Annotated in this window: 14 protein-coding genes; 11 read left to right on the top strand and 3 right to left on the bottom strand. The window is 70.1% G+C overall.

Features of this window, described 5'->3' with window-relative positions; translation table 11 throughout:
- Window positions 1-240 precede the first annotated feature (240 nt).
- From ACFYW9_RS08800 to ACFYW9_RS08785, 4 genes are all read left to right on the top strand, one after another.
- Window positions 241-666: a DUF6643 family protein gene (locus ACFYW9_RS08800; RefSeq protein ID WP_351862757.1), complete on the top strand. Its 426-nt coding sequence runs from the start codon at window positions 241-243 to the stop codon at window positions 664-666.
- A 45-nt stretch (window positions 667-711) separates the two neighbouring features.
- Complete coding sequence (locus ACFYW9_RS08795) at window positions 712-1536, top strand: MOSC N-terminal beta barrel domain-containing protein (RefSeq protein WP_351862756.1); 825 nt, start codon at window positions 712-714, stop codon at window positions 1534-1536.
- A 184-nt stretch (window positions 1537-1720) separates the two neighbouring features.
- Window positions 1721-2326: a hypothetical protein gene (locus ACFYW9_RS08790; protein WP_389146565.1), complete on the top strand. Its 606-nt coding sequence runs from the start codon at window positions 1721-1723 to the stop codon at window positions 2324-2326.
- Between the two features lie 171 nt (window positions 2327-2497).
- Window positions 2498-4927 (top strand): right-handed parallel beta-helix repeat-containing protein, encoded by a 2430-nt coding sequence (locus ACFYW9_RS08785; protein WP_351862754.1) that lies wholly within the window; start codon window positions 2498-2500, stop codon window positions 4925-4927.
- A 61-nt stretch (window positions 4928-4988) separates the two neighbouring features.
- Here ACFYW9_RS08785 and ACFYW9_RS08780 read toward each other — a convergent pair whose 3' ends face one another.
- The gene (locus tag ACFYW9_RS08780; protein WP_389146562.1) at window positions 4989-7352 is read right to left on the bottom strand and encodes a hypothetical protein; all 2364 of its coding nucleotides are present in this window, start codon (window positions 7350-7352) and stop codon (window positions 4989-4991) included.
- A 281-nt stretch (window positions 7353-7633) separates the two neighbouring features.
- Here ACFYW9_RS08780 and ACFYW9_RS08775 point away from each other — a divergent pair, with 281 nt between their 5' ends.
- The gene (locus ACFYW9_RS08775) at window positions 7634-8461 is read left to right on the top strand and encodes a DeoR/GlpR family DNA-binding transcription regulator (protein ID WP_326789360.1); all 828 of its coding nucleotides are present in this window, start codon (window positions 7634-7636) and stop codon (window positions 8459-8461) included.
- 116 nt (window positions 8462-8577) lie between these two features.
- Entirely contained in the window at window positions 8578-9057 is a 480-nt protein-coding gene (locus ACFYW9_RS08770; protein ID WP_389146559.1) for an SRPBCC family protein, read from the top strand.
- 218 nt (window positions 9058-9275) lie between these two features.
- Here ACFYW9_RS08770 and ACFYW9_RS08765 read toward each other — a convergent pair whose 3' ends face one another.
- Together ACFYW9_RS08765 and ACFYW9_RS08760 are read right to left on the bottom strand one after the other, a co-directional pair.
- The gene (locus tag ACFYW9_RS08765) at window positions 9276-11114 is read right to left on the bottom strand and encodes a glycoside hydrolase family 15 protein (protein WP_389146556.1); all 1839 of its coding nucleotides are present in this window, start codon (window positions 11112-11114) and stop codon (window positions 9276-9278) included.
- Window positions 11115-11134: 20 nt separating this feature from the next.
- Window positions 11135-14533 carry an ATP-binding protein gene (locus tag ACFYW9_RS08760; RefSeq protein WP_389146553.1) on the bottom strand — a complete coding sequence of 1133 codons (3399 nt, stop codon included), beginning with the start codon at window positions 14531-14533 and terminating at the stop codon, window positions 11135-11137.
- A gap of 1271 nt (window positions 14534-15804) precedes the next feature.
- On the opposite strand from ACFYW9_RS08760, the gene ACFYW9_RS08755 reads away from it, so the two are divergent.
- The 5 genes from ACFYW9_RS08755 to ACFYW9_RS08735 are packed head-to-tail and all read left to right on the top strand — an operon-like array spanning window position 15805 to window position 21272.
- Window positions 15805-17733, top strand: a complete 1929-nt coding sequence (locus ACFYW9_RS08755) for a GMC family oxidoreductase (protein ID WP_389146550.1) — start codon at window positions 15805-15807, stop codon at window positions 17731-17733.
- The gene (locus ACFYW9_RS08750) at window positions 17730-18842 is read left to right on the top strand and encodes a ferritin-like protein (RefSeq protein WP_389146547.1); all 1113 of its coding nucleotides are present in this window, start codon (window positions 17730-17732) and stop codon (window positions 18840-18842) included. Before ACFYW9_RS08755 ends, ACFYW9_RS08750 begins: the two co-directional genes overlap by 4 nt.
- Window positions 18839-19363 (top strand): hypothetical protein, encoded by a 525-nt coding sequence (locus tag ACFYW9_RS08745; protein ID WP_351862747.1) that lies wholly within the window; start codon window positions 18839-18841, stop codon window positions 19361-19363. Before ACFYW9_RS08750 ends, ACFYW9_RS08745 begins: the two co-directional genes overlap by 4 nt.
- Entirely contained in the window at window positions 19360-20274 is a 915-nt protein-coding gene (iolE, locus tag ACFYW9_RS08740; RefSeq protein ID WP_389146544.1) for a myo-inosose-2 dehydratase, read from the top strand. Before ACFYW9_RS08745 ends, iolE begins: the two co-directional genes overlap by 4 nt.
- A 2-nt stretch (window positions 20275-20276) precedes the next feature.
- Entirely contained in the window at window positions 20277-21272 is a 996-nt protein-coding gene (locus tag ACFYW9_RS08735; protein ID WP_389146760.1) for a sugar phosphate isomerase/epimerase family protein, read from the top strand.
- Window positions 21273-21286: the final 14 nt, after the last annotated feature.

Raw genomic sequence — 21286 nt, 5'->3', positions numbered from 1 at the left:
GGCTCCGTTCCCGCCAAACCTAATCCCCAGGTCCACCCGCACCCATGACTTGCGCAGGAAGATCCTGGTCAACCGCCGGTAACCCGTCCGAGGCTGGGCCTTTACACGATCTCAACCATCTTTGACGTCCTTTTTTGCCAAGTTCGCTCGCATTGGGGATCCCACGTCACCACGGACACCGAAAAACAACCCTCTTATCGGTCTCCCCAACCAGCACATCGTGGGCTTAACTTATGTGCCATGACCTCCCCCCGCTCCACCTATGGCGGCGGTTACTACTCCGCCTTCCCTGACACCCCGATCTACGACTCCCTCGTCGCCGAGCGGGGTACCCCTCAGATCGCCCCGATCCGGGTCCCTTCCGCCTACGACCCGGGCATGAGCAACAACCTCCCGGCACTGCCGTCCGCGCTCCCCGCGCTGCCGGCCGGCCCGTCCTCCTACGGCTACCAGCCCGCCCAGCAGCCCTCTCCGCTGCAGCAGGCTCCCGCGCCGTACATCCCGCAGCAGGCCGGCGCGCCTCGGGGCTATCCCAGCCCCCAGCCGCAGCAGCCCCGCCCGATGGCGGCCGGCACGGGCTTCGAGGCGATGCGCCCCGCGGCTCCCCGCCCCGCCCCCGCTCCGTACCAGGACCCGTACAACGGTCAGCAGTACCGCGGGTACTGACACCCTCGAACCGCATTGTCGGTACTCCCTGGCACCATGGCGGTCATGGGGAACGCGGTACTGCACTCGATTCACGTCCATCCGGTCAAAGCCTTCCGGAGCACATCGCTCCAGGAGGCCGAGGTCGAGCCCTGGGGGCTGGCCGGAGATCGACGCTGGATCCTGATCGACGACGGGGGAAAGGTCGTCACGCAACGCGAGCAGCCGCGTCTGGCGCTGGCCGCCGCCGAGATACTCTCCGGCGGCGGCCTGCGCCTGTCCGCCGAGAACCGCGAGCCCGTGACGGTTCCCGTGCCCGAACCCGTCGGTACGACCACGGTGGAGATCTTCGGCGACAAGGTGGAAGCCGTCCTCGCCGGCACGTCCGCGCACGACTGGTGCAGCGCGTATCTGGGCACCGACGTGCGCCTCGCCCACATGGACGATCCGGCCGCCCGCCGACCCGTCGACCCGGACTTCGCGCTGCCGGGCGAGACCGTCAGCTTCGCCGACGGCTATCCGCTGCTGGTCACCACCCTCGGATCGCTGGACGCGCTCAATTCCCTGATCGCACAGGGCGACCGGGCCGAGGAGGGCCCGTTGCCGATGAGCCGTTTCCGGCCGAACGTCGTCGTCTCCGGAACCGAGGCCTGGGCCGAGGACGACTGGTCGAGGATCGCCATCGGCGAGGTCACCTTCCGGGTCACCAAGATGTGCGGCCGTTGCGTCGTCACCACGACCGACCAGGACACCGCCCGACGCGGCAAGGAGCCCCTGCGCACCCTCGCCCGGCACCGGCGCTTCGCCGGAAAGCTGGTGTTCGGACAGAACCTGGTGCCCGAGAACCGCGGCTCGCTGCGGGTCGGCGACCCGGTCACGGTCCTCGCGTAGCCCGCCCGATGACATTCCGCCAGAGCCGGGCCGACGGGAACCCTACGGCCGGGCGGGATCGTTGAGTCCGCGTGAGATGTTCCTGAAGGGCCCTGGGGGAGGGTGATGTCGGCCTCTCTTCCGGGCATCGTGCGTGAACGGCTCCGCTGCTGGTGATGACGGAGGCGGAAGGGGGTGCGGGACGGTGCGCGCGATCATCGGTCTCTGGCGCTGGCGGCGCAATCCGCTGCGCCGTACGACAGATCTCGTGGAGGCCTGGCTGGCCCTGGCCGCGCTCCTGCTCGTCCTGTTCGCGGCACCCCTGGCAGGAGCGGCCGTCGGGGTCTCGGTGCAGGAGACACTGCAGAAGGCCGTACGGGACCAGCGCAAGGACCGGCACCATGTGGCGGCCGTCGTCGTCAGGAAGCTGTCCCGGGGCCCGCTGGCCCCCGACCCCGAGACCCCGTCGGGGCGGGACGCGCGCAGCCGGGTCGTGGCCGACTGGACCGCGCCCGACGGCACCCCGCGGCGCGGCACCGTGATCGCCGACCTCAAGTCACCGCTCCCAGGGGACCGGTTCGCGATCTGGACCGACCGGCACGGCCGAATAACGGGCCGCCCCCTGGACACCGCCACCGCGACCGCGCACTCGGCTCTGGCCGGCTTCGGCGCGGCGGTGCTGGCGGCCGGACTCCTCGAGGGCGGCAGACGGTTGATCCTGTGGCACATGATCCGCCGGCGTCACACCCGATGGGACCGGGCCTGGGCCAAGGCGGGTCCTGACTGGGGCAAGGCAGACACCGGCAGCTGACGGCCTTCCCTCTCCGGTCAACCGGGCACCCCCGCGCACGCTACGGTGGACCGGCCGAACCGATCGGCACCGTCGTGAGAGGCTGTCCGGCAGGGGCCGGGTCCCGACCGACGGGGCATCAGCACGACCTCGCAGGACCCGCGTACGACGAGGTGGGGGCACAACAGCGCCATGGCACAGGGCACGGTCCAGGTGACGCACACCGGAACCTCGCGGTGGCGGCGCCGCACGGGTGAGTACGCATCGCTGGCCGCCGCCCTGGAAGCCGCGGCCGACGGTGATGTGCTGACCGTCGCTCCCGGCACCTACCGGGAGAACCTCGTGGTGGAGCGCGCGGTGACGCTGCGCGGCCCCGAGGGTTCCCCCGGCTCCGTGCGCATCGCCCCGGTCGACGGCGTGGCCCTGACCGTACGCGCCTCGGCCGTCGTCCAGGACCTGCACGTCGAGGGCCAGGACTCGGCCTCGCCCGCGCTGCTCGTCGAGGACGGCACGCCGGAACTGCTGGACATACGGGTCGTCACGCGCTCCGCGGCCGGGATCGAGGTCCGCGGGGGCGCCAGGCCCACCGTGCGCCGTTGCACCGTCGACAACCCGGCGGGCGTCGGCATCGCCGTACTGGACGGCGGCGGCGGGGTGTTCGAGGAGTGCGAGGTCGTGGCGGCCGGTCAGTCGGGGGTCGTGGTCCGCGGGGGCGCGCGTCCCCGCCTCGAGCGCTGCCGGGTTCACCACACTTCCGGTCCTGGGCTGTCGGCGACCGGCGAGAACTCCTCGCTGGAGGCGGTGGGTTGCGAGGTGTACGAGGTCAAGGGCTCCGGTGTGCAGATCACCGCCCGGGCCACGGCCCACCTCACCGACTGCGATGTGCACCGGACGACCGCGGACGGCGTCACCCTGGACACCGACGCCGTGCTCACGCTCGCCGACTGCCGCATCCACGACATCCCGGAGAACGCGGTCGATCTGCGCTCGCGCTCGGTGCTCACCCTGACCCGTACGAGCGTGCGGCAGTTCGGGCGCAACGGCCTGTCGGTCTGGGACCCGGGCACCCGCGTGGACGCCAACCAGTGCGAGATCTTCGACAGCACGGGCGACTACCCCGCGGTGTGGGTGAGCGACGGGGCGACCGCCATACTGGACTCGTGCCGGGTGCACGACGTGCCGGACGCGCTGTTCGTCCTCGACCGGGGTTCACGCGCGGACGTCGTCGACTGCGACATCTCCCAGGTGCGCAACACCGCAGTGTCGGTGAGCGACGGAGCGACCGCGCAGCTCGACGACTGCCGCATCCGGGACGCCGCCACCGGAGCCTGGTTCCGCGACCACGGCAGCGGCGGCACGCTGTCCAGCTGCATCATCGACAGCACGCAGACCGGCGTGATCGTCACCAAGGGCGCCGATCCGGCCTTCGATCGCTGCACGGTCACCTCCCCCGCCGAGGCGGGCTTCTATGTCTCGGCGGACGGCCGGGGCAGCTTCACGAACTGCCGGGTGGCGGACAGCGGGGGCTACGGCTTCCACGTGATCGACGGCTGCCGGTCGACCCTGCGCAAGTGCCGGACGGAGCGATGCGCGCGCGGGGGCTACGAATTCGCCGACGCGGGCTCGGCTCCCGGCTCGGGTCCCGTCGTCGAGGACTGCGCGAGTGATGAGAGCGCGTCGCTGCGCACCCCGGCGCACGAGGCGGCGGTCGAGACCTCGGCCTCGTCCGTAAGTCTGCTGGGGACGATCCCCGGTCAGCGCAGCACCGAGCGGGAACCCGTCGTCACCGGCGCGGAACCCGCCCGGCCGGCCCGCGGACCGAAGATCGTCCTCGGTGAACTCGACACGCTGGTGGGCCTGGACAACGTCAAACGCGAGGTGCGGGCCCTCACCGACATGATCGAGGTGGGCCGCCGCCGGCAGCAGGCGGGTCTCAAGGCGGCGTCCGCGCGGCGCCATCTCGTCTTCACCGGCTCCCCCGGCACCGGCAAGACGACCGTCGCCCGGCTGTACGGCGAGATCCTGGCCTCGCTGGGTGTGCTGGAGAAGGGTCATCTCGTCGAGGTGTCCCGGGTGGACCTGGTCGGTGAGCACATCGGGTCGACCGCGATCCGCACCCAGGAGGCGTTCGACCGGGCGCGCGGCGGTGTGCTGTTCATCGACGAGGCGTACGCGCTGTCCCCGGAGGACTCGGGCCGCGACTTCGGGCGCGAGGCCATCGACACGCTGGTGAAGCTGATGGAGGACCACCGGGAGGCGGTGGTGGTGATCGTCGCCGGGTACACCGCGGAGATGGAGCGGTTCCTGTCGGTCAACCCCGGGGTGGCGTCCCGCTTCTCACGGACGATCACCTTCAACGACTACATCCCCACCGAACTGCTGCGAATCGTCGAGCAGCAGGCCGAGGAGCACGAGTACCGGCTGGGTCCGGGCGCGCCCGAGGCGGTCCTGAAGTACTTCACCTCCGTCCCGAGAGGGCCCGCCTTCGGCAACGGCCGCACGGCGCGGCAGACGTTCGAGGCGATGGTGGAACGGCATGCGGGCCGGGTCGCCAAGCTGACCGAGCCGAGCACGGACGACCTGACCCTGCTCTACGCGGAGGACCTGCCGGAGCTGCCCTGAGCGCCCGGGGCCTGCCCGGCACATCCCGTCCGCCAGGCGAACGGGGATTGTCAGACAGGCCCTAGCGCGGTCGCTGGCCCGGTACCTCGGGCAGCAGCCGCTCCAGCAGGAGTTCACGCTCGACGGCGAAGACCGGGTCCGCCTGGTAGTCGGAGTGGCCGAGAACCGGCGCGGGCAGCGGCTGGCGGTCGGTGCGCCCGTAGGCGAGCGGGTCCTTCAAGGGCTCGTGGTCGACTTCGGGACCGCAGTCGCCGGGCAGCCTGACGGGTCCGCCGATCGGATCGGTGCGACGGTACAGGTTGCGCCAGCAGGCGACCTCGCGGTGCAGCGACGCCAGCGCGGCGGGGCCGAAGTGGGCCGGGAACCAGCGTCCGTACAGGCGCTCCAGCGGTGAGCCGTAGGTGAGGAGCGCGACCTTCCCGCGCACCGAGGGCTTGAGCTGCCAGGCCGCTGCGGCCGCCAGCACACTGCCCTGGGAGTGTCCGGAGAGCACGAGCCGTCCGCCGGTCGCCCGGGTCCAGGTGGCCATCCGCCAGGTGAGGTCCGGCACCGCGCGCTCGGCGTAGCAGGGCGGCGCGAAGGGGTGGGCCGCGCGCGGCCAGAAGGTGCCGACGTCCCAGAGGATGCCGATGGTGCGGCGCGCGGCGGGGTCCTTGTAGGCACGGCGGCCCCAGGTGACGAACAGGATGAAGCCGAGGCCGATCAGCCAGGAGCCCAGGGCCTGCGCGGTCTCGGCCGCGCCGTGAACGAACGCGTTCGCCCCGCGCGCCGCCTCGCTGGGGGCGTCACCGGTGGCGAGGGCCCCGGCGAGGGCACAGGCTCCGAGCAGCAGGGTCACGGACGAGAGGACTCCGACGATGAGCGGCGCGCGGTCGGTGAGCGCGGCCATCGCGCGGGTGCTCGCGATACGACGGGTGCGGGCGGAGTCCTTGGGCTCGCCCGCGTACTCGCGCTCGACGGCGGTCATCTCATGGCGGCGCAGCTGCCAGGTGCGGCGGGCGAGCCAGCCGGTGAGGGCGAGCAGGACAAGGAGCAGCGGCGGGATCACGGAGGCCTGCCAGGTCAGCAGGACGGGCGGGCCGGGGATCGAGTGACGGGTGCCGTCGAGCCAGTCGGCGACCCGCTGGGACACTCCTCCGGACATCACGCCGCCGAGCGCGCAGCCGAGCATGGCGACGGCGGGTCCCGCGAAGCCGCGCATCGCGGTGCGCGGGCCGGGGGTGCCGTCCGCCGTCCCGGGCGCGTCGAGGACCTGAGGGGTCGTGCCGTACAGAATGCGGGCGACCACGCACAGTGCGATCACGAGCAGGCCCTGCAAGAGGGTGAGGCCGCCGAACGTGGCGTCGCCCGGCAGACGCCCCGCCGAGTGCCAGTGGGGCCGCGACCAGCCGGCGTACACCAGTGTGAGGGCGAGGAGGGCGACCGCGCCGAGCGGCAGCCGGCGCACGAGCGCCAGGTCGCGTCCGTGGTCGATCCGGTTCTCGCTGCGGCCGCGACGGCAGACCACCCACAGCACAACGACCCCGCCCGCGACGAGCGTTGCGTTCAGGAGCACGCCCAGCGTTTCCAGCAGGGGGGACCCGCCCGGCGCGTGGTCGTGACGGGCGGCCGGGGAGCCCACGGCGGCGGCGACGGTCAGGAATCCCGCGGCGGCGTGCGCGGCGCGCAGCCGGGCCACCAGGCGGCGCCCGTACCAGAAGCCGGGGCGGCCGAGTCCGGTGCCGTCGGTCTCCTCGTCGGTCTCGGCCGCGCGGGCCATCGGCTGCTGCGACTCGTACGCGCTCCAGGTGCGGTGGGACAGGTACCACAGGAGTGTGGTGAGCGCCGCGGGCACCAGTCCGGCCAGGGCGAGGCGGCGGCCCGGCAGGCTCCACCAGCCGGCGTCGGGCCCGTCCGGGGAGAGGAATCCGAGCCAGGAGTGGTTGCGCACACACGCACGGGTGCCCGCGCACTGCCAGGCGGCCAGGTCGAGGGCGACCTCGCAGGCGGCGGCGACCAGCAGGACCGTGAGCGTGAGACCGGCGAGACGGACGAGCAGCCCGTACAGGCGCGCCGTCCGCCCGTGACCGTGCGAGGCCGGGCGCATCCAGTGCGCGAGGTTGACCACCATGAAGGGCAGGAGGAGGAGCCACAGGGCGCGGGCTCCGTTGCCGGACGTGAGGTTGCACCATACGTACGCCTCGCGCACCGGCCCGCCGCGGTGGTCACCGGGGCGTTCCTCGGCGTCGGTGTCGTCGGCGCGCCGGAAGACGGCCGCGGTCGCGTCGCCGGTGATCCGGACCGTCCGCGGATCGTTCAGCATCTCCTCCGGCGTGGTGCCGCCGACTCCGTGGACCAGGAGTTCCAGGGCGCTGCCGGCCGCTTCGGGCCGTTGTGCGGGGCTTCCGGGCTCCCCGCCGACGGCATGTTCCCGTGCACGTTCCACTGTTCCGCACTTCCCCGTGCCACACGTGTCTCAGGTGTCATGTGCAGGCACAAGACTCTCGCGCTCCGGGCCTCCTGCGCACCCGAAGGCACGGAATCTCCCCGATACGTGTGAATACGGCGGCACAGGAGGGGCACAGCGGGCGCACGGGCAGTGGCGCGACCGAGGGTGTCCCGTGCGAGGATGGGTCGTCCTCCAGACCTCGGGCAAGGAGAATGTCCACGTGGGAGCGGGTTCGGGCGGAGTGTCGGGCAGGCAGCGACGAAAGGACCGGAGCGGTCGTGAGTGAGAATCAGAACCTCCTCGCGGAGCAGCGTCGCGCTCTGATCCTCGACGAGGTGCGCCGCCGCGGTGGCGTCCGCGTGAACGAGCTGACGCGAAGACTCGGTGTCTCCGACATGACGGTCCGCCGTGACCTCGACGCGCTGGCCCGTCAGGGTGTCGTCGAGAAGGTGCACGGCGGCGCGGTGCCGGTGGTCGAGGCGAGCACGCACGAACCGGGTTTCGAGGCCAAGTCGGGTCTGGAGCTGACCGCCAAGGAGGACATCGCGCGCACCGCGGCCGAGTTGGTCGCACCGGGCTCGGCGATCGCCCTCTCCGGTGGTACGACGACGTACGCCCTGGCTCATCACCTGGTGGACGTCCCGGACCTGACCGTGGTCACCAACTCGGTACGTGTGGCTGACGTGTTCCACTCGGCGCAGCGCACCTCGGGCCAGCGTCAGGGCGCCGCGACCGTCGTTCTCACCGGCGGGGTGCGCACGCCGTCCGACTCGCTCGTCGGACCGGTGGCCGATCAGGCCATCGCGGCCCTGCACTTCGACGTCCTCTTCCTCGGTGTGCACGGCATATCGGCCGAGGCCGGGCTGTCGACGCCGAACCTCGCGGAGGCGGAGACCAACCGGCGGCTCGTGCAGTCCGCGCGACGCGTCGTCGTGGTGGCGGACCACACCAAGTGGGGCACGGTGGGCCTCAGTTCGTTCGCCACGCTCGACCAGGTCGACACGCTGGTGACCGACGCCGGGATGCCCGCCGCGGCCCGCGCGGAGATCTCGGACCACCTGCGCCTGGTGGTGGCCGGTGAACCCGAGGACGATACAGACATCTGACGGCCCGCCAGCTATGGTGACGCTGCCCCGGGGGGCGGCCGAGCGGGCCGTGACAGGTGTTTTCCGCGCGCATGGAGACCGAGACCGGAACCCTGTTCCGGTGAGGGGGTTCGTTCATGGCACGTCGACTGCGCCCGGTGGGAACCGACTTCGTCGAGACCGCTCCGCTGCGTCTGGTGTTCGCGCGGGAGGTCGCCGCCCCTCCCGAGGCCGTCTTCTCCGCGCTCGCCGAGGACGTGTCCGGCTGGAGCGAGTGGTTCTCGGCGGTGACCCTCGTCCGGCCCACCGCCGACGGCGCCGGGCGCGAGGTACTGCTCCGCGGCGGAACGCGCTTCGAGGAGACCGTCCTGGCCAGCCGGGGTCCCGAGGTGTACACGTACCGGGCGGACGTCACGAACGCGCCGGGGCTGCGCGCTCTGGCCGAGGAGTGGCGGCTGACGCCCGCAGGCACGGGGACGCGCGTGCAATGGACCTTCGCCGCCGACGGAACGGTCTTGTTCCGGGCGGCACTCACCGTGGGGCGGAGCGGCCTGGGTCGTGCCTTCCGCGGCGCGGTGACGGCGCTGGACCGGCGACTGGCGTCGGCACCGGCCTGAGCAGGGCGAGAGCGGCGGCCGCGGTCTCGGCGGAGATCAGCGGGTCGATGCCGATGACCCCCGTGCCGCCCTCGACCGGCGTCATGTTCGACAGGTCCGGCCCGGAGCTCCCTCCGCGGACCGGCTGGAGCCGGTCACCGACGCGCGGTCGCCGCCGGGCAGGAGGTCACGCACGCGCTCGGGCCCCGGCGCCGCCGGCCGGGTGAACCGGGCCCGGACTACCGCCCGTCGAGGGCCTTGTCGAGGGTGAGGGTCGCGTCGATGAGGGCGAGATGGGTGAACGCCTGTGGGAAATTGCCGAGTTGGCGTCCCGTCGGGTCGACCTCCTCCGAGTACAGGCCCAGATGGTTGGCGTACCCCATCATCTTCTCGTACACCAGTCGCGCCTGGTCCGTCCGCCCCGCCCGGACGAGGGCGTCGACGTACATGAACGTGCACAGCGAGAAGGTGCCCTCCGAGCCGCGCAGGCCGTCGGGCGACGCCTCCGGGTCGTAGCGGTAGACGAGGCTGTCGCTGACCAGTTTCCGCTCGATGGCGTCCAGGCTCGAGGCCCAGATCGGGTCCTCGGGGCTGAGAAACCCGACCGTGGACATACGCAGCAGCGAGGAGTCCAGTACGTCGCTGCCGTAGTGCTGGACGAAGGCCTGCTGTTCCTCGCTCCATCCCTTGGCCATGACCTGGTCGTAGACGGCGTCCCGCTCGGTCTGCCACCGTCCGTACGCGGACGGCCAGCCCTTCGACTCGGCGAGGCGCAGGGCGCGGTCGAACGCCACCCATGACATGACCCGGCCGTAGGTGAAGTCCTGGCGGCCTCCGCGGGTCTCCCAGATCCCCTCCTCCGGCTGGTCCCAGTGGTCGGCCAGCCAGTCCAGGTTCTCCCGCATGGAGGTCCATCCCGCGTGCCCGATCTGGAATCCGCGCCGGTGCGCGAAGTACATGCTGTCCAGCGCCTCGCCGTAGATGTCCAGTTGGAGCTGTGTCGCGGCGCCGTTGCCGATCCGTACCGGCGCGGAGCCCGCGTAGCCCTCCCAGTGGCCGAGGACCTGCTCCTCCAGGTCGGACGATCCGTCGACCTTGTACATGACGTTGAGCGGGCCCGTGGTCCCGCTCTCGCCGGCCCGCTCCTTGACCCGGTCGCTCAGCCAGGCGATGAACGCCCGGGCCTCTTCGGTGAAGCCCAGCCCCAGCAGGGCGTACACGGAGAAGGAGGCGTCACGGATCCAGGTGAAGCGGTAGTCCCAGTTGCGTTCGCCGCCCAGTTGCTCCGGGAGCGCCGCGGTCGGCGCGGCCACCAGGGCGCCGCTGGGTGCGAAGGTCATGAGCTTGAGCGTGATCGCGGAACGCTCCACCGTCTCGCGCCAGCGCCCGGTGTAGCGGGACTGCGCCAGCCACGAGCGCCAGAACGCCACGGTCTGGTCGAAGAGCCGTTGGTACGCGTCCAGGCGGATCTCGGTCGGCGGATCCTCGGCGCCCATCTCCAGCACCAGCCCGCGCTGTTGACCTGCCCGCAGCGTCACCGACAGGCGCAGGGCGCCGTCCTGGTCCGTGAGAACGTCGAGAAGCCGCTCGTCCTCCGGTTCACGGATGGGGTGCATGGTGAGTTCGGTGCCGTCCTCCGCGGCGAAGACCGCTCCGTGCCCGGTGATCTGCGCCTCGTGCTTCGCGCGTCCGTAGTCGAACCGCGGGGCGATCTCCACCTCGAACGTCATGCTGCCGCGCACACAGCGGATCAGACGCACCAGACGGTGACGGGAGGTGACCGTCGTACCGGTCACCGGCATGAAGTCGACCACCTCGCCGGCGCCCGCCTCGGTCATGAACCGTGTCACCAGGATCGCCGTGCCGGGCAGGTACAACTGCTTGGTCGCATGGGTCGGATGCACCGGCCGGACCGTGCAGTGACCGCCCTTCTCCTTGTCCAGCAGCGCCCCGAAGACACTGGGCGAGTCGAACCGCGGGGAGCAGAACCAGTCGACCGTGCCCTCGGTGGTCACCAGCGCCGCGGTCTGCAGATCGCCGATGAGACCGTGGTTCTCGATCAGTGGATAGCCGTCCATCACAGCGCCCCTTCCGGTTGTCAAAGGTGTTCGTCGTCGTCGGTGGTCTTGCGGTTCCGGTTGGCCATTTCCTCCCAGAAGGCGTGCAACTCCCTGACGGGGACGCTGACCCATGGCGCGGTGTGCCGGCTGACGGCCGGCAGATGCCAGCGGAAGCGGCTGTGCAGGAGCGCCTGTTGCTGCCGGCAGAACAGCTCCGCCACCTCCGCCTGCGCGTTTCCGGCCTTGGGGGGATAGGGGCACAGGCGGAACTCGCACGGGGACGTGCAGGTGGTGCGGGATTCGCCCTTGTCGGCCCGGCCGATGCTGCGTTCGGGGTGGAGCAGGCTGCGGTCGTGGGTGAGGCAGTGCGGGAGGCCGGGCTTGTTCGAGAGCTTCAGACGTTCCTCGATGTCGTCCGGGCTCCCGTCGCCCTCGGTGAGGTTGCGCAGGACCATGACGTCGGCGAGAAGGCGCTGCGCCCGAGGGTGCAGGCTGCTCCAGCCGACGGACGGGGAGATCCACAGGTTGTGCTTGCGGTAGCGGTCCGGATCGGCAGGGGTGGATCCGACGTTGTCGCTGACCTCGTTCTCGTCGATCCAGATGAACCGCTCGGGGTGTCCCGTCTCCAGGGCCAGGGTCACCAGATCGCCGGCTTCGGCGATGAACGGGTGGAGGACCTTCTCGCCGTGGCGCTGGTACGCGGCGCCGATGTGAGCCGGGGTCTTCTCGTGTGCGCTGCCGGCCATCGCGAGCCACCGGGTGACCGACCTTATGGGCTCCACGGGGCCACTGGACGCCGCGTCGTCGTCCTTCGTGAGGCTGGTGGCCGGTGACGCGGAACGGCTCCGCCGGTTCGCCGCGCCGGACCCGGGGGTGCCTCCGATGGTGTCGGGAAGCTCCCACAGGCACAGTGCCTGAAGCAGGCTCAGTTGCGCGTACCAGTAGCGACTGCAGGTGAGCGTCTTCTCCGCCTGCTTCACCAGGTAGGCCCGGGTCTCCTCGTAGGCCTCCGGATGCCGTCTCCTGCGGTTCGCCGCGTTCTTGAAGCCCTGGGCCAGAGCGTTCTCCAGAGAGAGCGGCATGAGCGGACTCTGCTGCCCGGTCTGGGCGGTCAGGTTGCGCAACCAGATGTTCAGCCGCTCCTTGGCCTCGTCACGGTACTTCTCGGAGACGGACCCGACGGCCATGGGAACGAGCCAGGCCCGGAGGCTGAAGTGGCGCCACCACGTGGTCCGGCTCTGCTCGTACTCCCTCACCATCCAGTCGTGCTCCCGCTGCCGCTTTTCCGCCGCCTCCGGGCCGGCGGCGGGGTCCGGATCCTCTTCGTTGAGCCACGCGGTGTAGTCCCGGTCGAGTTTCTGCTTGGCGTCACGGATCTTTCCCAGGTACTGGGATATGGGATCGGATCCGAGAGGGAATTCCGTGCGCAGTTCCTGGAAGGCCGCGTCGCCACCGGCGGCGATCTGATGGGCGATCGCTATCCGGACGGCATGAGAGGGCTCGTGCGTGCCGATCCGGAAGAGGTGCTTGTAGGGAAGCGTCGGGCGCGCGGGATCCTGTCCTGGACATTCCGAGTGGGGACGACTCGGAATGTTGCGACGGTCCCGTTCACGCAGAGCGGATCCGAAGTTCCGTACCAGCCTCAGCTTCGCACTCTCGATGGTCCGCTGATCGCCTCTGATATCGAGGCCCGCCCATTGCTCATCGAGCTCATGGGCCAGCTTGTCCTGTATCGGCACCGGATCCACACAGTCTATTTCCAGGGCCGCGGCGTACAGGTCGAAGTACTTCGCGTCGTGCCGGGCCGCGGCGGCGTTGCTGAGCAGCTCGGCCGGTTTCGGCGACGTCGCGTGACGGTTCCTGGCACGAGCGGCTCGCTGCACGGCGGCCGACCGGGGAGTGAGCGGAGCTGCCCGGTGACGCGAGAGCAGCACCAGGGCGATGAGCAGTTCCCGCGACGGACCCGGGCTGTGAAGCGCCGGTTCGACGACCGCTGCGATCTTGTCGTCCGGTACTTCCCTCAGCAGGCGATAACCCATGTACGCCTGGAGGATGCTGTGCGGGAAACGAACCTTGTTCTTGCGGCCGTACACCAGTCCCAGGAGTTGTCCGTTGGCGGTGTGTCTCGCCAACTCGGTCCGGCACTCGTTGGGGTAGTCCAACGTGTTGAGCCAGTGTGCCGACCCGCCGATCTTCCGGCACATCACACTCCAGATCTCGTCGCGTTGCGCCGCGGAAATGGCGAGGCGGGTTCCATACTGCTGGGCGGTGTCCGGGGATTCCTGGTGATTCTCCTGAGATTGCGCGCGGCGCCGAAGGTCGTTCGCGTGCGCGCTGACGAAATCGTCGAACGTGACCTCGATGCTGTCCTGCAAAAGTCCCAGGCAGGCCATGGCCGAAACGACCCACATGGTCTCCCGGCGTTCCTCGCGGCCCATCACCAGATCGTCGAATATGCGACCGTCCTCGATGGCCTGCCGATAGGTGTTGAGGAATCCGAGCCTGAGAGTGGAGCAGTCGTTGCTCCGGGTGTCCAGGCGGTCCTTCTCGTCGCGGAGGGTGAGGTGGTCCAGCAGCCCGCACTGCTGCAGCAGGCGGGCGATCCGCAGATAGATCGGTGATTCCACGACCTTGGCGGTCTCCACCACCCAGTCGAGGCGGCGCTCGTCCAGCTCGCCCGGTTGCCGTACCAGGTATTCCAGGGCCGCTTCCTCGCTCAGCGGTTCCATGTCGGCGATCGCCGCCCGGGTGCCCTCCAGCGGGGTGTGCGGGCGCGAGGCGATGACCAGGGGCAGCTTCTGGCGGTCCGCTCGCTCTATCGCCCGTCGGATGATGTTGTCGCGGTCCTCCTGGTACTTCTCGTCGAGAAGGGCCTCTTCCAGGCCGTCGGCGATCACGACGACCTTGCCGTCGAGCCTGAGCTGCCGCCACGTCTTGTCGATGTTGCTGCCGGCGAGCACTCCCTGGTCCGCCTCTTCCGCGAAGCGGCGCCGTGCCATTTCCTCGAAGTCGAGCTCCCCGTCGCCTTTCATGTCGCGCAGACTGATCGGTACGGGAACGGCGGACTGCTGCGCGAGCATCCGAGTGAGTTCCACCAGAACGGCCGTTTTGCCGACGCCCACACCCCCGACGAGCAGATAAGGCTTTCGGGTCTTTCGGTTACGGAGTGTCTGGGCGATCACCTGGGACAGTTCACGGCGCCCGACGATCCGGTTGCCGAGGGTTCCGGCCGTGGAGACCAGCTCATGCGGACGCGTACGCGCCTTGTCGATGAGCGGCTTCTTGGTCTTGTGGTACCAGTAGAGAAGGAAGAACGTCAATATCAGGGAACCCGTGAGGACAGGGCCGGCGATGTGGTTGACGGCGTCGAACCACGGGGATTCCAGCACGTTACGGAACTGCGATTCGTTGTGCTCCTGGAAATCATAAACGGCCACTCCCACCCAAATGAAAAGCAGCGCCGTCCCGACGAGAGCGTACGCGCGCAGCAGGGGTCCGAGCGAAAACAACCCGGGGCGCCAACTGCGAGCCGCGGCGATACTCCTGTGCGCCTCCCTCTTCGTCCTGAAGGTGCGCCATTCCTTGCGCGTCGCCCCTGAGAACCGGGACCACCATCGCCTCGGGTACAGCGTGTACCAGGGGGCGTCGTGCGGCCGTTCCTTGCCTTCCGGACGGCGGATCACCTTGGTGGGCATGAGGCCGTTCCCTCCGCGCTGCACTTCACTGACGGGACGTCATACGAGCGCCGGGTGTGGACACAGGGAAACCAGCGAGCTGTACTCGTGGCACCACGCATCACAAGCGTGTTCTCCGCCCCGCACCGCCACAGCGCGATATCGCCGCCCCGCGTCGGGGTCGCCCGCCCCGCGAACGCCGGGGTCGTCTGTCCCGCGAACGCCGAGGCCGTCTGCCCCGCGAATATTCCGCTGGCACGCAGGCCTTCATTTCCATGAAAGCACTGGTGGGGAAGATCGCAACACGACCGCCGGTCGGCCGCGGGCGGCCTCCCGCGCAACCGGGGAGACAGGCGGGGACCGCCTCCGGACCGGAGTGCGGCCGACCCGTGAACCGGCGGTGCCCGGCTTTTGCCGTGATGCCGCGCGAGGAGGCCTTCTCCCAGGGCAGGGCGTGCAGTTGGGTCGCGAGAGCCGGCCGATCGGCCTTGACCGTCCGCCGGGTGGCGAACGCGGCGGACATCCACCAGGCGGGCGAAGCAGGCGTGTTGGGCGTGCCGGACGTGCGGCCGTCCATGGTGACCCACCGCGGCGTTCAGGAAATTGTGCGCGGAAAAGGTTTCCTGAGGCTCCTTCAGGTTTCTCTCGCCCGGGGCGCTACGCGAGGCAGGAGCCCCTGGCACATGCGGCGATCTTGAGGCTTCGCGCGTATCGTTGCTGACGCGACAGTGGCTTGTGCGCCCCGTCAGCAGCAGCGACACCAACGCGCAGCTCGACCATCGAAGTTGCCATGAACAATCTGCGCTCTCTTGCGCCGTTCATCGGCTCGCTCGCGCAGAGTCCCCACACCTACCCGTGGCGGCAGCCCATGGACGCACTCGGCGTCCACGGCGATCCTCGGTCGCCGACGACGTTTCCCAGGTGTCCCGCCACGCACGTTCGGGCCGAGGCTTTGTGACCGCGGCCGACCGACTCGAACCCCCGGCCGCCACACCGGTCCCGGCTGCGCCTGGCAGTGGAGGAGTGACTGTCCCATGTACGCGAAGTTTCCCAAGGGGGCGGCGAACCGCACCGACCCCGGGGCGGCGGCCGAGGTCCTCTACGACGCCGTCATCGTCGGCGGCGGGATTTCCGGCGCCCTTGTCGCCCTGCGGCTGAGCGAAGCCGGCAAGAAGGTGCTGCTGCTCGAAGCGGGCCCGGCCGAAGACCTCACCCTGAGGGGCTACGAGCGCTACCTCGACCGGTTCTACTCGGCCGTCAGCAAGGACAACCAGGCCCCCTACCCGGCCGTCGCCAACGCCCCGATGCCCCGCGGCACCGACGTACGGCGCATCACCCCGGGCGCGCCCGACGCCTCGGCCTACCTGGTCCAGAGCGGGCCCTTCGCCACCGACACCACCTACACGCGGGTCCTCGGCGGCACCACCATGCACTGGGAGGGCAAGGCGCTGCGGATGCTGCCCGAGGACTTCCGGATGCGGACGCTCTACGGCGAGGGGGCGGACTGGCCGCTCGCCTACGAGGACCTCGCCCCGTTCTACAACGAGGCCGAACGCGAGATCGGCGTCTCCGCCGACGTGGAGGACCAGGCCTACCTCGGGATCACCTTCGACAAGGACTACGTCTTCCCCATGAAAGGGCTGCCCCTGTCCTACCTGGACCGGACGGTCGCCAGGGACCTGGACGGGATGCCGGTCGAACTCGACGGGGAGCACAGAGAGCTGCGGGTCCGGCCGTTCCCCCAGGGCCGGAACGGGATACCGAACCCGGCCTACGACGGCGGGCAGGGCTATGTGCCGCGAGGGGCGGTGAGCGCGTACCAGGTCGAGGTCGGCGAGCGGTGCCAGGGCAACAACAACTGCGTGCCCATCTGCCCGGTGCAGGCCAAGTACAACGCCGGCAAGACCCTGGCTCTGGCCCTCCAGAGCGGGCGGGTCGACCTGGTGGCGCAGGCGGTGGCCCACAAGGTGCACGTCGACGAGCGCACGCACCGGGTGACCGAGATCGAGTACCGCCGCTACGACCGGCCCGACAGTCCCGGCTTCACGACGATGAGAGCCCGCGGCAGGCTGTTCGTCCTGGCCGCCAACGCGGTGGAGAACCCCCGGCTGATGCTGGCCTCCGGTCTGCGGGGTTCGAGCGGCCTGATGGGGCGGAACTTCATGGACCACGCCTATCTGCTCGCGTGGGCGCTGCTGCCGGAGGTGGCCGGCACCTTCCGCGGCACGATCTGCACGGGCGGCATCGCCGACCTGCGCGGGGGCAGCTTCCGCAGCCGCCAGGCGGCGTTCACCGTCGACATCCACAACGACGGCTGGGGCTGGGCGCGGGGTGCGCCGATGACGGACCTGATCGGCCTGGTGGACTCCGGTGGCCGCTACGGCGAATCCCTCCGCCAGGGCCTGGTGGACCGCGTGTCCCGTCAGCTGCAGCTCGCGTTCATGGTCGAGGTCCCCGCCGACCCGGGCAACCGGGTCACCGTGAGCCCGGACTTCACGGACAAGCTGGGAAACATGCGGCCCGTTCTCACGTACAACGTCCCCGAGTACACGATGCGGGGCGTGGCGTACGCCCGGCAGCTCTCGAAGCGGATCTTCGCCCGTCTGGGGGCCGAGGACCATACCGCGTACGACCCGAACTTCTGGGGCTACGCCGTCCACGACGGCGAGGGGTACGAGATCCGCGGGGGCAACCACCTCGCCGGCACCCACGTGATGGGCCGCGAGCCGTCGACCTCGGTGGTCGACGCGGATCAGCGGTGCTGGGATCACGAGAACCTCTACATGGTCGGCGGGGGAAGCATGCCCACCGTGGGCACCTCGAACGTGACGCTCACGCTCGCCGCCCTGTGCCTGCGCAGCGTCCGGGCCATGCTGGCCCAGCTCGACTCCGAGACCGCACCGGTCGACGTGGCCCTCGACCGGCGCCAGGCGGCACCGACCTCGGGGGAGGCGGCCTCATGATCGCGCCCACCATCGAGAACCGTGACGACCTGCTCAGCTATCTGAACGTGGCGATGTCGCTCGAGCACGCGACCATCCCGCCGTACCTGACCGCGTACTACTCCATACACTCCAGCACCAACTCCGACGCCGCCCACATCATCCGGGTGACCGCGGTGGAGGAGATGCTGCACCTGACCCTCGTCGCCAACGTCCTGAACGCCGTCGGCGGGGAGCCCGACCTGACCCGTCCCGGCTTCGTGCCGTCCTATCCGGCCCATCTGCCGGACGGGGAGGACGACTTCACCGTCGACCTGCGGCCCTTCTCCCCCGAGGCGGTGGAGACCTTCTGCATGATCGAGCGGCCGGGCAAGGCCCCCAGCGCCGACTCGCGGCTGGTGAGGACATCGAACAGCAGGGCCCGGTTCCTGGTCTCCAGCCCCACGGCCGAGGAGGTCCGCTTCTACAGCATCGGTGAGTTCTATGCGGAGATCATCGATGGGCTCGAAAAGGTGGCGGTCAACGATCCCGCGCTGTTCCGCGGGGATCCGGCCCGTCAGGTCGGGCCCGAGTACTTCTACTCCGGCGGCGGGGAGGTGACCGTCGTCTCCGACCTGGAATCGGCGCAGCAGGCGCTCCGCTTCATCTCCGGCCAGGGCGAGGGCCTCGACTCCGGCATCCACGACGAGGAGGGGGAGCTGGCCCACTACTACCGGTTCCGGCAACTGCAGCTCGGGCGCTACTACCAGGTGGGCGACCACCCCGACGCGCCTACGGGGCCTTCGCTGAGCATCTCCTGGGACGACGTGTACAAGGTGAAGGTGAGCGTCCGGCTGGCCGACTACCCGCCGGGATCGGAACTCGCCCGTGTCGCCCGGGACTTCAACGCCGACTACGCGGCCTTCCTCGCCCTGCTCACGGAGGCGTTCAACGGACGGCCGGCCCTCTTGCGGGAGGGCGTCTGCGAGATGTTCCGCCTGCGCGACGGGTTCAACCGGCTGGTGTGCAACCCCCTGCCGGGCAGCGGCGGCCTGCACGCCGGTCCCACCTTCGAGATTCCGGCCGCGGCCGGACCCGACCCGCAGGCCCTGCCCGGTGCCGGCGGGACAACCCGGACGGTGACGCGATGACCGCCCCGTCGTTCGAGAAGTTCCTCTTCCTGTCGGTCGACCTCACCGCCTTCGAGGAGACCGATCTGCTCGGCACCGGCATGGCCCACAAGTACCTGGCGAAAGTGCGGGCCGCTTGCGGCGACGAGGTCGTCACCGCCCTCCTGGAGGCCCACAGGGCGGCCCGGGACGACGCGGCCGGAGACGCCGGGAGCCATGCCCGGAGCCCGCTCGACCGGGACCTGTTCGACCGGGCGCTGCGCCACCGGATCTTCGGCGACGAACGGCTCGGCCCGGTGGCCCGCAACGTGATCAAGCTCTGGTACGCGGGGACGTGGTACGCGCTGCCCGCCGAGTGGACCGACCGCTACGGGGCCCGGCCGGCGGCGGAGACCTCCACGGTCACCGCCGCGGCGTACCAGGAGGGGCTGCTGTGGCGGGCCATCGGGGCCAATCCCCCAGGTGCCAAGGCACCCGGATACGGCTCCTGGGCTCAGCCGCCCCGCATCGCGGAGCGCTACCTGAAAGGGGCGACGAGATGACGGACACCCTTCACCGTCTCAGCCCGGACAGGGTGAAGCTCGGCGTCTGCTGCACCCTGTGGTGGAACGACGACTTCCCCGCCATCGACGCCGGCATCTCCTTCGGCCAGGCCGTGAGCGACATGGCGCTCGCCGGCTTCCAGGGCTGCAGCATCGGGCACAAGTACCCCTCGGACGCCGACGAGCTCAAGGCCGCCCTCGATCTCCGCGGTCTGAGTGTGTCCGAGCCCTGGACGAGCACGTACTTCACGATCGGCAGGATGCGGGAGAAGACGGTCGCCGCCTTCGAGGAGACACTGGCCCATATCAAGGCCCTGGACGGGACCGAGCTGGTCGTGGCCGAGTTCGGCTCCTCGTCGCACCTGCTTCCCGTGGACGTGTTCGCCAACCGCCCCGTCTTCACCGACTCCCAATGGGACTCCTTGACCTCGGGCCTGGACGAGCTCGGCAGGATCGCCGCCTCGGCCGGGCTGAAGCTCAGCTATCACCATCACATGGGCACCGGCGTCATGACCCGGGCCGACGTCGACCGGCTGATGGCCTCGACCGATCCGGAACTGGTCCATCTGCTGCTCGACACCGGCCACATGGCCTTCGCCGGCGACGATCCGCTGGACCTGGCCCGGACCTACGCCGACCGCATCGGCCACGTCCACCTGAAGAGCGTCCGGCCCGAGGTCGTGAGCCTGGTGCGGGAGGAGGGCCTGTCGTTCCAGGAGGCCATCCAGCGCGGCGTCTTCACCGTGCCCGGAGACGGCGGGATCGACTTCCGGCCCATCCTCGAAGCGCTGGCCGCCGCCCACTACCGGGGGTGGCTGGTCGTGGAGGCGGAGCAGGACCCGAACAAGGCCGTGCCGCTCGAGTACGCCAAGAAGGCCCGTGCCTACCTCGCCGACATCCTGGGCTGGTGACCATGAACACGAAACCCGGACGAGACGTCTTCTTCAGCTTCTTCATGTTCACGGCTGACCTGCGGCCGGAGGACACGGGATACAGCCGGGTACTGGTCGATCACCTGAAGGTCCTGACCGACATGGGCTACGACGGCTTCGACGTGCACATCGCCGCTCAGCCCACGAGTGTCGATCACAAGCTCGAGGTCGACCGTTACGCGGGCCTCAAGAAGGTGTTCGAGCGGGCAGGGCTCGGGGAGGCGAAGTTCACCACCAACGTCGGGACCACGCGCACCTTCGACCCGACCTCTCCCTATGAGGAACAGCGCGGGCAGGCCCTGTCCTACCTCAAGTCACGCGTCGACATCACACGCGTCCTGGGCGGCGACTCGATCATGTCCGGGCCGTTCATCTACCCCTACGGGGTCTTTCCGGTCACGGACACCGACGAGCCGATCTGGAGCGACGCCCTGCAGGACTGGATGAAGCCGCGTTATGACGCGGCGCGTTCCGTCTTCGAGGAGCTGCTGGAGTACGCCGCGGCGCGCGAGGTGCGGCTCGCCGTCGAGCCCGTCAAGAGCTGGGAGACGCCGCCGCCCAACATGGTCTCGGAGGTGCTGGACTTCCTCGAGGGTCTCGACCACCCGCAGGGCGGCGTGACGATCGACACGGCGCAGGTCGTGATGGAGAGCCAGGGTCCGTCGGTCCTCAAGGAGAACGTCGCGAGAGCGACACGGCAGGACCGGCTCTACTACGTCCACATCTCCGCACCCGACCGGGGAGCGGTGAAGGACAGCTGGGTCCCGTGGGACGTCCTCTCGCGCGAGATCGAGCCGGTGTACCGCGGGCCGTACCTGATCGAGGTGTTCAACGCGATTCCGCCCTTCGACAGTTCCATGCGCATGGCACGCCGGCGTTTCTGGCGGCCCGGCGAGGACGACCCGGTGCCCGGCAGGGACAGCGCCTACGACGTCGCGCGGGCCGCGCTGGAGGAGCTGCGAGAGAAGACCGCCTAACCGAGGAAAGGGGA

This window comes from Streptomyces sp. NPDC002698 (genome assembly GCF_042888945.1).
In the GTDB taxonomy this organism is placed as follows: Bacteria; Actinomycetota; Actinomycetes; order Streptomycetales; family Streptomycetaceae; genus Streptomyces.
This window is presented reverse-complemented; position numbering and strand designations above follow the sequence as displayed.